The organism is Alteriqipengyuania sp. (assembly GCF_964222115.1).
GTDB lineage: Bacteria > Pseudomonadota > Alphaproteobacteria > Sphingomonadales > Sphingomonadaceae > Alteriqipengyuania.
In genome coordinates this window covers 113,848-124,583 of sequence record NZ_CAXQBM010000012.1, presented here as the reverse complement: position 1 = coordinate 124,583, position 10,736 = coordinate 113,848, and the positions used below count along the sequence as shown (strand labels likewise).

Here is a 10,736-nt window from a genome sequence, read left to right as displayed (position 1 = left end):
CGCTCTTCCGATCTCCTCAACGAGATCGCCGCTGGCGAAATCCGCTGGTGCCAGGGCTATTCGGAGCCGGGCTCGGGTTCGGACCTCGTCTCGATGCAGACCTTCGGCGAAGACAAGGGCGATCACTGGGTGGTCAACGGCCAGAAGATCTGGACCTCCTATGCCGATGAAGCAGACTGGATTTTCTGCCTTGTCCGCACCGACAAGCAGAACAAGTACCAGGGCATCACCTTCATGCTGTTCGACATGGCGGGCGAGGGTGTGTCGACCAAGCCGATCAAGCTGATCAGCGGCAGCTCGCCATTCTGCGAAACCTTCATGGACGACGTGAAGGTGCCCAAGTCCTATGGCGAGGATATTCCCGGCTACGTGGGCGAGATCAACCGCGGCTGGGATGTCGCGAAGTACCTGCTCGGCCACGAACGCGAGATGATCTCCGCCACCGGCGGCGGCGATCGTGCCTCGTCGCTGGGTGCGGTCACCAGCCGCCAGGGCAAGCTCGACCCGGTCCTCCGCGCCGAGATGGCTTTGTTCGATGTCGACGCGCTCGCCTTTACCGCGATGAGCGAGAAGTTCCTCGACGAGGTCAAGGTCGGCAAGGGGCACCCGGCGCAGCCGAACATGCTCAAATATGCCGGGACCGAACTCAACAAGCGCCGCCACGAGCTGCTGATGGCAGCTGGCGGGAGCCTCGCGCTCGAATGGGAAAGCGAGGAAACCGAAGGCGGCAAGCCTGCGCGCAGCTGGCTGCGCACCAAAGGCAATTCCATCGAAGGCGGGACGAGCGAAGTGATGCTCAACGTCGTCGCCAAACGCATCCTCGAACTCCCGGGAGCCTGACATGCCACTTTACTACGATGACGATCAGGCCATGCTCGCCGACAGCGCGGGCGAATTCATGCGCGAAGAAGGCGGCGTGGCCAAGCAGCTGCGCCACTGGCGCGACCGCGACTGCAAGGACGGGTTCGGCCACGGCCTGTGGGAGCAGTTCGGCGAAATGGGCTTCACCGGCATCCTGCTGCCTGAGGACGACGGCGGGCTCGGCATGGGCCAGGTCGAGGCCAATATCGTGCTGGAGGAAATCGGCGCGAACCTCACCCCCTCGCCCTTTCTGACCACTTCGGTGCTCGCCGCGACTGCGCTGAAACATGCTGGCGACGATGTGAAGAGCCGCTGGCTGCCCGATCTGGTGGCGGGCAAGAACGTCTATGCCGTGGCGATCGACGAAGGGCCGAAGCACCGGCCCGAGACGATCGCGTGCAAGGCGGAGAAGTCGGGCAACGGCTTCATGCTGAAGGGCAAGAAGGACTTCGTCGTCCATGGCGCGAGTGCGGAGATGATCGTGGTCGCCGCCCGCACATCGGGCAGCGATAGCGATGCGGACGGGATCACGCTGTTCGCCGTGCCGCAGGATGCCGCCAACATGACGCACGATGCGGTGCGGCTGGTCGACTCCTCGATGGCGAGCCACATCACCTTCGACGGGGTGGAGCTGGATGGCGACGCCGTGATCGGTGAGGTCGACGGTGGCCGCGACATCCTGAACGCCGTGCTGCGCGCGGGGCGCGTGGGCGCGGCGGCAGAGGGTGTCGGCGTTGCCCGTGGGGCGATGGACATGACGGTCGACTACCTCAAGCAGCGCAAGCAGTTCGGGCGGTTGATCGGCGAATTCCAAGCGCTCCAGCACCGTGCCGCGCACCTCTATTCCGAGGTCGAGACCGCTCGAGCCGTGACCATCAAGGCTGCGCAGCTGCTCGATGGCGACAGCGACAGGGCGGACCTGATGGCCAGCGTCGCCAAGGCCAAGGTCGCCAAGGCCGCCGGTCTCGCGGTCAAGGAAGGCGTGCAGATGCATGGCGGCATCGGGATGACCGACGAATACGACATCGGCCTTTACATGAAACGTGACCGCGCGCTGCAGGAGTTCCTCGGCGACATGTACTACCACGCGGGCCGTGTGGCCGACCTTAGCGGGTATTGAGCCTTTCACTCCCCCTCCTTTCCAAAGGAGGGGGTTGGGGGGGTGGTTCCGACGCGGCAGCGTCGCTTTGTCCCCGGTACCACCCCGTTGCGACTAGGCATTGCTGCGCAACGCCAAGTCTCACTGCCCCTCCTCTGAAGAGGAGGGGGTATGGGAGAAGACAGATGATGAAACTCACCGACCTTTTCGGTCTCGAAGGCAAGATCGCGCTGGTTACCGGCGGCAGCCGCGGGATCGGCAAGATGATCGTGGAAGGCCTGCTCGAAGCCGGGTGCGCGAAGGTCTACATCGTTGCCCGCAAGAAGGAGCAGGTTGACGAAACCAGCGCCGAACTGGGCGACAGGGTGATCGGCCTGACCGGCGACCTGTCGCAGATGGACGGGATCAAGGCGCTGGCCGACGAACTCGCGAGCCGCGAAGACAAACTGGACCTTCTGGTGAATAACGCAGGTGCCGCCTGGGGCGAGCCGTTCGAGGATTTCAGCGAGGCCGGCTGGCATCGCACGATGGACCTCAACCTGAAGACGCCGTTCTTCCTGACGCAGAAGCTGCTCCCGCTGCTCAAGGCGGCAGGGACCAAGGATCGCCCGGCCAAGGTCCTCATGATCGCCAGCATCGACGGGATGAAGAGCAACCCGTGGCCAACCTATCCCTATCAGGCGAGCAAGGCGGGGCTGATCCACCTGACCCGGCGGATGGCGGCCGAGCTGATCGGCCACAACATCGTGGTCAACGGGATCGGGCCGGGCGCCTTCCCGTCGGACATGAACCGCGCCGCCCGCGACAACCAGGACATGGTCGAACGGGGCATCCCCTCGCGCCGGGTGGGCGTGACCGAGGATATGGCAGCGGGCGCGATCTACCTGCTCAGCCGCGCGGGCGATTACGTGGTCGGCACGACAATCCCGATCGACGGCGGCGTGGTCAACGCCAACATCGGGGCGGGCAATTTCGTCGATCCGTCGGGCGAATAGGCGGGCGTAAGCCCCGCCATGGAGCGCTGGCCTGACACACCTGACACAGTGTCTAAGGCGAGAAATCCGACCCGGCGCGAACGGGTTATTATACCGGGGATCGGGCCGCAGGGTCCGGTCCCCGTTCTGCATGCGCATCGTCGACGATTCGAAAGAGCCGTTGGATGCCTAACCTGTGCCGCGCGAGTAGGAAAATCGGTTCTTGTGGCGCCCGCGGCGAAGGCCCGGATCAGGCCCTAGTGGCGCCGTGCCATTCATCGCGCAGCATCGCGTAGATAAACACGTCGCACATGCCCTTGTGCGTGCGCTCGTGCTGGCGGAAATGCGCCTCGCGCGTGAAGCCCAGCCGTTCGACCAGCGCCACAGAGGGCACATTCTCGACATCGATCTCGGCGATGATCTTGCGCTTGCCCTCCGCCGCAAACAGGTGGTCGACCAGCGCGGCACTGCACTCGCGCGCAATGCCCTGGCCCTGGTGCGACGCGACCGTGATGTAGCCGATCTCCTCAACCTCCGTGTCGTGCGTCGGGACGGCGACAAAGCGGCCCTGAAGGCTATCGTCTGCCTTGCTTATCGCCGCCCAGCTACGGCCATCCCACGTCGGATCGGTCAGCCAGTCGGCCAGCTCCTCCTCGCTCTCGAAATGCGGACGGGACATGTAGCGGCACTGTTCCTCGCTGCCGAGCGTCGGGAGCAGCGCGGCTGCATCGGATCGCACCAGCTTGCGCATGGTGAAGCGCTCGGTCTCGATGGTGGATGTGTCGGTCATGCGGGCTCCATAGCCAGAACCCCTACGCCTTGGCGAGATCGAAGGGGGCGAGCGCGCGAACGCCCGCCCCCGCGCACGCTAGAACGCCTTCTGCCACCCGGCAGTCAGCATCCAGTCGCCCGCCATCTGCGGGCCGTTGAGGTCCTGATAGACCGGCACGCCCACTTCGATCGCAAACCTGTGCCCGGCCAACGCGCCATGCGTGCCGACCAGGTTGATCCCGCCCAGCACGTCGATCCGCTCGCCCCCCTGGAAATCGGGATTGGCGGTCTGCACCGGGCCCATGATGTTGGGATCGATCCCTTCGACCTGATCCATCGAGCGCCCCTTCACGCGCGCCGACAGGCTGAGCCATTGGGCAGGGCGGTAGCTGAGCCATGCCGTGCCTTCATAGACATCGCCGAAAGCATAGCCCCACTTGTTGTCGTCCAGCTTGATCGATGCGCTGGCCTGCGCGCCGAAGCCCAGTTTGCCGCGACGCCCCTTGTAAGTGAGCGCAGGCTCCAGATCGAACGTGCCGGTGCCCATTTGCATCATGTAGGGTACGCGTGCAGTCGGCGTGCCGCCCATTGGCGTGAGGATTTGCGCGGTCTCGTCGGTCGATCCGGTCGGCAAGCTGACGCCCGCTTTCAGGGTCAGCTCGTCGGTCGAGACTTCGCCAGCCTCCGGCACGCCAAGCAGCGGAACCAGCGCTGCGACCTTGGTGTCGCCGAACGCCTTGGGGTTGGTCTGGAAGGTGCCACGCACCGTGGTGCCAGCCCCGCCCATATAGGTGGTGTGGTCCATCTCCTTTTGGAGGTAATTGGCCATCACCATCAGCGTGACTGCGTCGGACGGGGCATACATCGCGCCCAGCATCACCATGTCGGTGCGCATTTCGGTCGGCACGATGCGCAGCGTGGGCGGCTGGCCGGGCATGCCGAAAAATCGGTTGGGCACGGTCGTGACAATAGTGTCGGGCGACACCTCGTCGGTCCCGATCTGGTTGCCCTCCATCTCCATGTGCATGACGCGCAGCGAGAGCATGAACTCGCCTTTCTTGTGCGCGTGGTCTGCCATCACGCCGATGGGTGCGTGATCGTCGGCATAGACATCGTGTGCCTGCGCCCCGGTCGAGAGAGCGATAGTCGAAAGGGCGAGCGCCAGTGCGGTGCCGCCCATGAACCTTGCGGTTTGCATGAGAATTTCCTGTCTGATCTGAATCGAAAGCAATCTGGCCGGATGGCCGGTTCGTCGATCAGGCAGCAGGTGGCCCCGTCGAAGGCGGCAGCCTGGCCGGGAAGATGCCGGTTAGCGGTGTGGGAATCGCGGGTGCGTCTATCGGAAGAACCGGTGCAGCCGCGACCAGCGCGGGCGTGTGCGGCAGCGGAGCGATCCCCGCCACAGCATAGTTGCAGCGCGTTTCATGCTCGCTCGCGTCGCCGTGATCGCGATGACCGGCATGATCACCATGCTCACCGCCGTGCAGCGCCCTAATGGCGGTATGGTCGGGCGCGTCCACCGCGACCGTCATCGTGCCGCCGCAGATGCGCAGCATGAAATCGCCATCGGCATTGCTGTCCGGCATGTAGCCGAACGGCATGCTCGCCAGAGAGACGAGCGCGAGCATGGCGAAAAGGGCGGCAGTGCGCAGCACGCCGGCCGCGCTACACCCTATGAGATAGTATTTCCACCGGTGCGGACTGTCCCGCCGCCACGACTATTGCCGGTTTACCCCATCAGGTCGCGGACGAAATCGATGAGGCCGGTCTGGCGCGTGCGTTTCATCCGCTCGGCATGCAGAATCTCGCGAACCTTGGTGAAGCACGCATCGACATCGTCGTTGATGACGACATAGTCGTATTCGGCCCAGTGGCTGATTTCGCCGCGCGCACGCTCCATCCGGCTGTTCACCACTTCCTCGCTATCGGTCGCGCGCGAGGTCAGGCGGCGATGCAGCTCGTCGAGGCTGGGCGGCAGGATGAACACGCTCACCGTATCCTGCTGGTCTTTCTGGTAAAGCTGCTGGGTGCCCTGCCAGTCGATATCGAACAGGTAATCCTGCCCGCGCTTCAACCCGTCGCGGATATGCCCCTTGGGCGTGCCGTAGCGATTGCCGAAGACATGCGCCCACTCGTAAAACCCATCCTCTTCCACCAGCCGGTCGAACTCCTCGTTGCTGACGAAGTGATAGTCCTTCCCATCGACCTCGCCTTCGCGGGGCGGGCGCGTGGTGGCGGATACCGAGAGCGCTATTTCATCGTCGGAGGCGAGCAGCATGCGCGACAGCGTGGTCTTGCCTGCGCCTGACGGAGAGGAAAGGATGAACATCAGTCCCCGGCGATGCAGGGTGTCGGAATCTGTGGGGGAATGCTCGGCCATGAATGCCTTTGGCCCCCGGACGCTGGCGAGATCAAGCCTTGCGGCGATTGGCGTCCCCGGCAGTCTTAGTCTTCGGCCGTCTTTTCAAGCAGCTCGGCGTCACCGCGCGCCTGCGCCTTTTTTGCTTGCCGCCGGTCGTACAGGGTCTTGGCGATCATTCCGCCGCCGACCACGATCGCACCAGTCGACGAGCGTGAGGCAATGCGCGACAGCGCCATGCCGGTCAGCGTGGTGCCCAATCCCTGGTTCTCGACAATCGATTGGGCGCCGTCCTTGCCGTAACGGCCCTTGAGCATGCGCTTTTCCACCGCCTTGCGGAACAGGATCGATCCCGTGCGCACGATGGCGTTGGCCATGATAAGGTTGCTGGCAGGGTTGGGAGAAGGGCCGGGGACCGGCTCGCCGCGCGCGCGTGCCTGACCACGCGCAACCTTCTTGCGCAATTCCTCGCGGCGGCGGCTCATCGGACTGGCGGCTCCCCTGCTGCGGCCCGGCGAGTGGGCCTACTTCTTGCGACCGAAATCGACCGTGACGACGTTCGATCCGTCTTCGCTGGTTCCAACGGGTGCATCGTCCGCCCGTTCCGCATCGTCGTCACCGTCGTTCTGCGCAGCATCCCTCGAAGCGGGCGCATCTTCGACTTCGGCGGCCTGGAACTGCAGCCCGAAATCGACCGCCGGATCGACGAAGGCCGTGATCGCGGAGAACGGCACGATAAGGTGCGAGGAGATCTTGTTGAAGCTGAGGCCGACCGAAAACCCCGTCTCGGTCACGTTCAGGTCCCAGAACTTGTTCTGCAGGACGATGGTCATCTCGTCGGGGAAGCGTTCGCGCAGGTGATCGGGGATTTCGACCCCGGCCACTCCGGTCTTGAAGGTGATGTAGAAATGGTGGTTGCCCGGCAGTGTGCCGCCACCCGCCTGGACTTCGCCCAGCACGCTGCCGACCACTGCGCGCAGGGCTTCCTGCACGATCTGGTCGTAGGGGATCAGGCTGTCGGGCGCATCGTCACTCATCACGGCCCGTTAGGTGCAGCCCGCCGCGCGCCCGGTCAAGCGCAAATGGAATCAAGCGCAGAATGCTTGCGCGCGGCCTTCGTGGCGGATAGCGCGCCACCCATGCGAAAGGGTCTTATAGAGCGCGACACCAAGGAAACGCGCATCCGCGTGGCGGTCGATCTCGACGGCACGGGTTCCTACGATGTGGCGACCGGGATCGGTTTCCTCGATCACATGGTGGAGCAGTTTTCCAAGCATTCGCTGATCGATGTCGAGATGAAGGTCGATGGCGACTTGCATGTGGACCAGCATCACACGACCGAAGACAGCGCGATCGCGCTGGGCCAGGCGATTGCCGATGCGCTGGGCGACAAGGGCGGCATCGTGCGGTTTGGCGAGGCATTCTCCCCGATGGACGAGACACTGGCGCGCGTCGCGCTGGATATCTCGGCGCGGCCTTATTGCGTGTGGAAGGCCGGGTTCACGCAGGAAAAGCTGGGCGAGTGGGACACCGAACTGATCGAGCACTGGTTCCAGTCCGTCTCGCAGACCGCCGGGCTGACGCTGCATATCGAGCTGCTGTACGGCACCAACAACCACCATATCTGCGAAGCGATCTACAAGGGTTTCGCCCGCGCGATGCGCGCCGCAGTGGAGATCGACCCGCGCAAGGGCGGGGCGGTGCCCAGCACCAAGGGGATTTTGGGTGGGTGAGGTTGTCGCGCTGATCGATTACGGCGCGGGAAACCTGCATTCGGTCGAGAACGCGCTGAAGCGTGTCGGCGCGCAGGTGTCGCTGGTGTCCGACGCGGATGCGCTGGCACAGGCAGACCGCATCGTACTGCCCGGCGTCGGGGCGTTTGCCGCGTGTTACGAAGGGCTCGCCAGCCTGCCCGGCATGATCGATGCGCTGGAGAGCCGCGTGCTGCGCGACGGCGTGCCCTTCCTCGGCATCTGTGTCGGCATGCAGCTGCTCGCGACACGCGGGCTGGAGCATGGCGAGACGCAGGGGCTCGGCTGGATCGAGGGCGAAGTGCTGGCGCTGGAGCCGTCGGACAAGGTGAAGGTGCCGCATATGGGCTGGAACGATGTCACGCCCGGCCCTTGGCATGAAACGATCGAAGAAGGAGAAGCCTATTTCCTTCACTCGTACGCTTTTCACGCCGAAGATCAGCGGGATGTGATCGCGACGACCGATCATGGAGGACCGGTCACGGCGGCGGTCGCGCGCCAGAACATACTCGGCGTGCAGTTCCATCCGGAAAAGAGCCAGGCCTACGGCTTGGCGCTGCTGGAAAGGTTTCTCGAATGGAAGCCATGATGCTCCCCTCACCAAGCTCTGCTAGCCGCTTGCGCGGCAAGCGCCGCTATCCTCTCCCGCAAGGGGAGAGGAAGAGTGCGATTGGCTCCTCTCCCCTCGTGGGAGAGGATATGGAGGCTTGGCGACGCAGGAGCCTAGCCGCAATTGGAGAGGGGTGCGCAGCATGATCATCTTCCCCGCCATCGACCTCAAGGGCGGCAATGTCGTCCGCCTCGCCGAAGGCGATATGGCCCGCGCGACCATCTACGGCGATAATCCGGGGGAGCAGGCCGTCGCCTTCGCGAGCGCCGGTGCCAGCTGGCTGCACGTGGTCGACCTCGACGGGGCCTTCGCGGGCGAGGCGGTCAACGCGCATGCGGTCGAGGCTATCCTCAAGCGCTTCCCCGGCAAGGTGCAGTTGGGCGGCGGTATCCGCACGCGCGAGGGTGCGGAGCGGTGGCTCGACCTCGGCGTAGCACGGGTGGTGATCGGCACCGCGGCGCTCAAGGACCCCGAACTGGTCAAAGCGCTCGCGGCAGATCATCCCGGACGCGTAGTCGTCGCAGTCGATGCGCGCGACGGCATGGTCGCGACCGAGGGCTGGGCGAGCGTTTCCGACTTGCCCGTTGAAGACCTTGCGCGCCGCTTCGAGGATGCGGGCGTTGCCGCGCTGCTGTTCACCGATATCGGCCGCGACGGCCTGCTCAAGGGCTGCAATGTCGAGGCGACGTTGGCGCTGGCGAAGGCGCAGTCGCTGCCGGTGATCGCCAGCGGCGGGGTCGCGGGAATCGAGGATATTCGTGCGCTTGCCCCGCACACGGGCGAGGGAATCGAGGGGGTGATTACCGGCCGCGCTCTTTATGACGGGCGCCTCGACCTCGCCGAGGCGCTGCGGGAAGGGGCGGGGGCGTGAGCGAGGACCAAATCGGATTCATCATTGGCCTCTTCCTTTGGGTGGGCCTGACCTTTTTCTGGTGGAAAGACTGGTGCCGTGGGCACGCCGAAGTTCAATGGCTGCAAGGGTTTTTCACAAGCTACAGGCGGAGTGAACGACCGAGCGCATATCGCAATGTGACGATATTCAGAGCCATCGTCTGGCTGATCTTGACAGTCTCACTCATCAAAGTGGCAGCAGAGATCGCATGAACTGCCGCTTCCGCCACACACTTTGGCTAAACCCTGCTAAATGTCCGCGCGAAGGGGCAGCGAAATGACCTTCGCCGATATCGCCTTGATCGCCACGCTCGTGATGCTGGTCGTCGCCACGGTCGATGCGGTGCGCGGCAAGACTGCGCTGGGCAAATTCCGGCTGAGCAAGAAGGACGAGGATCCGAGCCGGTTCTGGTTCGCCATCGTGCTCTACATGAATATGGGGTTCGGGATGTTCTGGCTGGCGGGGCAGGTGCCCCCTCCGGAGCCTGTCACCGTCACAGTGAAGTTTCCCGCACAATGACCGTGCGCATTCGCGTCATCCCCTGTCTCGACGTGGCTGAGGGCCGTGTGGTCAAGGGCGTCAACTTTGTCGATCTCAAGGACGCTGGCGATCCGGTAGGGCAGGCGCGCGCCTATGATGCGGCGGGGGCGGATGAACTGTGCTTCCTCGATATTTCCGCGAGCCATGAAGGGCGCGCGACCCTGGTCGATATCGTGCGTAGCACCGCCGAGGTCTGTTTCATGCCGCTGACCGTTGGCGGCGGAGTGCGCAGCGTGGAGGATGCGCGCGCGCTGCTGCTGGCCGGGGCGGACAAGGTTGCGATCAATTCCGCCGCCGTGGCGCGGCCCGAACTTGTCGCCGAGATCGCGCAGCGCATGGGGAGCCAGTGCGTGGTGGCGAGCGTGGATGCGCGCCGCGTGGCGCCTCCGACCGTTCGTGGTGAGCCTGTCGAACCGCGGACGGGCGTTCGCCCTTCGACAAGCTCAGGACGAACGGAGGAACGGCAAACTCGCTACGAGATTTTCACCCATGGCGGCCGCCGCGCGACGGGGATCGACGCGCTGGAACATGCCACGAAGCTTGCGCAGCTCGGCGCGGGCGAACTGCTCGTCACCTCCATGGATCGCGACGGCACGAAGGACGGCTACGACCTCGACCTCACCCGCATGATTGCCGATGCGGTGGATATTCCCGTGGTCGCCAGCGGCGGCGTCGGTACGCTCGATCACATGGTCGAAGGCGTGCGCGAAGGCCATGCCAGCGCCGTACTCGCCGCCAGCATCTTCCATTTCGGCCAGCACACCGTGGCCGAAGCCCAGGGCGCATTGCGCAAGGCGGGCTTTCCAGCACGCAATCAGGAACCTAGGCTTCCGGATCGCGGTTGAGCCGTCACCGATAAGCAGAAAGAGCACCGCAAGC

At 64.5% G+C, this 10,736-nt stretch carries 15 protein-coding genes; 9 read left to right on the top strand and 6 right to left on the bottom strand.

What is annotated here, in order from left to right; genetic code table 11:
- The 3 genes from ACEQXE_RS01890 to ACEQXE_RS01880 all read left to right on the top strand — a co-directional run.
- Window positions 1–840, top strand: an 840-nt coding sequence (locus ACEQXE_RS01890) for an acyl-CoA dehydrogenase family protein (RefSeq protein WP_370177191.1), incomplete at its 5' end; no start/stop codon positions are given.
- A 1-nt stretch (window position 841) separates the two neighbouring features.
- Window positions 842–1,981: an acyl-CoA dehydrogenase family protein gene (locus tag ACEQXE_RS01885; RefSeq protein WP_370177190.1), complete on the top strand. Its 1,140-nt coding sequence runs from the start codon at window positions 842–844 to the stop codon at window positions 1,979–1,981.
- 167 nt (window positions 1,982–2,148) lie between these two features.
- Window positions 2,149–2,955 (top strand): SDR family NAD(P)-dependent oxidoreductase, encoded by an 807-nt coding sequence (locus tag ACEQXE_RS01880; protein ID WP_370177195.1) that lies wholly within the window; start codon window positions 2,149–2,151, stop codon window positions 2,953–2,955.
- Window positions 2,956–3,184: 229 nt separating this feature from the next.
- On the opposite strand, the gene ACEQXE_RS01875 is transcribed toward ACEQXE_RS01880, so the two are convergent.
- The 6 genes from ACEQXE_RS01875 to ACEQXE_RS01850 all read right to left on the bottom strand — a co-directional run bounded on the left by ACEQXE_RS01875 (window position 3,185) and on the right by ACEQXE_RS01850 (window position 7,101).
- Window positions 3,185–3,724 carry a GNAT family N-acetyltransferase gene (locus ACEQXE_RS01875; protein ID WP_370177189.1) on the bottom strand — a complete coding sequence of 180 codons (540 nt, stop codon included), beginning with the start codon at window positions 3,722–3,724 and terminating at the stop codon, window positions 3,185–3,187.
- 78 nt (window positions 3,725–3,802) lie between these two features.
- Window positions 3,803–4,903: a transporter gene (locus ACEQXE_RS01870; RefSeq protein WP_370177188.1), complete on the bottom strand. Its 1,101-nt coding sequence runs from the start codon at window positions 4,901–4,903 to the stop codon at window positions 3,803–3,805.
- 58 nt (window positions 4,904–4,961) lie between these two features.
- Window positions 4,962–5,360 carry a DUF2946 family protein gene (locus tag ACEQXE_RS01865; RefSeq protein ID WP_370177187.1) on the bottom strand — a complete coding sequence of 133 codons (399 nt, stop codon included), beginning with the start codon at window positions 5,358–5,360 and terminating at the stop codon, window positions 4,962–4,964.
- A 74-nt stretch (window positions 5,361–5,434) separates the two neighbouring features.
- Window positions 5,435–6,085, bottom strand: coding sequence for a guanylate kinase (gene gmk / locus ACEQXE_RS01860; protein ID WP_370177186.1), 651 nt, complete (start codon window positions 6,083–6,085; stop codon window positions 5,435–5,437).
- A 65-nt stretch (window positions 6,086–6,150) separates the two neighbouring features.
- A complete protein-coding gene (locus ACEQXE_RS01855) occupies window positions 6,151–6,549 on the bottom strand; it encodes a hypothetical protein (RefSeq protein ID WP_370177185.1) in 399 nt (132 codons plus the stop codon).
- A gap of 39 nt (window positions 6,550–6,588) precedes the next feature.
- Window positions 6,589–7,101 (bottom strand): SspB family protein, encoded by a 513-nt coding sequence (locus ACEQXE_RS01850; protein WP_370177184.1) that lies wholly within the window; start codon window positions 7,099–7,101, stop codon window positions 6,589–6,591.
- Window positions 7,102–7,203: 102 nt separating this feature from the next.
- On the opposite strand from ACEQXE_RS01850, the gene hisB reads away from it, so the two are divergent.
- From hisB to hisF, 6 genes are all read left to right on the top strand, one after another.
- Window positions 7,204–7,797 (top strand): imidazoleglycerol-phosphate dehydratase HisB, encoded by a 594-nt coding sequence (gene hisB / locus ACEQXE_RS01845; RefSeq protein ID WP_370177183.1) that lies wholly within the window; start codon window positions 7,204–7,206, stop codon window positions 7,795–7,797.
- On the top strand, window positions 7,790–8,404 hold the full coding sequence (gene hisH / locus ACEQXE_RS01840; protein WP_370177182.1) for an imidazole glycerol phosphate synthase subunit HisH: 615 nt from the start codon (window positions 7,790–7,792) through the stop codon (window positions 8,402–8,404). The genes hisB and hisH overlap by 8 nt, the downstream gene beginning before the upstream one ends.
- A gap of 163 nt (window positions 8,405–8,567) precedes the next feature.
- On the top strand, window positions 8,568–9,296 hold the full coding sequence (gene hisA, locus ACEQXE_RS01835; protein WP_370177181.1) for a 1-(5-phosphoribosyl)-5-[(5-phosphoribosylamino)methylideneamino]imidazole-4-carboxamide isomerase: 729 nt from the start codon (window positions 8,568–8,570) through the stop codon (window positions 9,294–9,296).
- Window positions 9,293–9,529 (top strand): hypothetical protein, encoded by a 237-nt coding sequence (locus ACEQXE_RS01830; protein ID WP_370177180.1) that lies wholly within the window; start codon window positions 9,293–9,295, stop codon window positions 9,527–9,529. Before hisA ends, ACEQXE_RS01830 begins: the two co-directional genes overlap by 4 nt.
- A gap of 64 nt (window positions 9,530–9,593) precedes the next feature.
- Window positions 9,594–9,836: a hypothetical protein gene (locus ACEQXE_RS01825; RefSeq protein WP_370177179.1), complete on the top strand. Its 243-nt coding sequence runs from the start codon at window positions 9,594–9,596 to the stop codon at window positions 9,834–9,836.
- A complete protein-coding gene (hisF, locus tag ACEQXE_RS01820; RefSeq protein ID WP_370177178.1) occupies window positions 9,833–10,702 on the top strand; it encodes an imidazole glycerol phosphate synthase subunit HisF in 870 nt (289 codons plus the stop codon). Before ACEQXE_RS01825 ends, hisF begins: the two co-directional genes overlap by 4 nt.
- The last annotated feature ends 34 nt before the right edge of the window (window positions 10,703–10,736 follow it).

Excerpts from the sequence above, each read along its gene's own strand:
- hisA (WP_370177181.1), top strand. The coding sequence starts at position 8,568 with ATGATCATCTTCCCCGCCATCGACCTCAAGGGCGGCAATGTCGTCCGC.
- ACEQXE_RS01880 (WP_370177195.1), top strand. The coding sequence starts at position 2,149 with ATGAAACTCACCGACCTTTTCGGTCTCGAAGGCAAGATCGCGCTGGTT.
- ACEQXE_RS01870 (WP_370177188.1), bottom strand. The coding sequence starts at position 4,903 with ATGCAAACCGCAAGGTTCATGGGCGGCACCGCACTGGCGCTCGCCCTT.
- ACEQXE_RS01885 (WP_370177190.1), top strand. The coding sequence starts at position 842 with ATGCCACTTTACTACGATGACGATCAGGCCATGCTCGCCGACAGCGCG.
- ACEQXE_RS01850 (WP_370177184.1), bottom strand. The coding sequence starts at position 7,101 with ATGAGTGACGATGCGCCCGACAGCCTGATCCCCTACGACCAGATCGTG.
- hisF (WP_370177178.1), top strand. The coding sequence starts at position 9,833 with ATGACCGTGCGCATTCGCGTCATCCCCTGTCTCGACGTGGCTGAGGGC.
- hisB (WP_370177183.1), top strand. The coding sequence starts at position 7,204 with ATGCGAAAGGGTCTTATAGAGCGCGACACCAAGGAAACGCGCATCCGC.
- ACEQXE_RS01855 (WP_370177185.1), bottom strand. The coding sequence starts at position 6,549 with ATGAGCCGCCGCCGCGAGGAATTGCGCAAGAAGGTTGCGCGTGGTCAG.
- ACEQXE_RS01875 (WP_370177189.1), bottom strand. The coding sequence starts at position 3,724 with ATGACCGACACATCCACCATCGAGACCGAGCGCTTCACCATGCGCAAG.
- ACEQXE_RS01825 (WP_370177179.1), top strand. The coding sequence starts at position 9,594 with ATGACCTTCGCCGATATCGCCTTGATCGCCACGCTCGTGATGCTGGTC.
- gmk (WP_370177186.1), bottom strand. The coding sequence starts at position 6,085 with ATGGCCGAGCATTCCCCCACAGATTCCGACACCCTGCATCGCCGGGGA.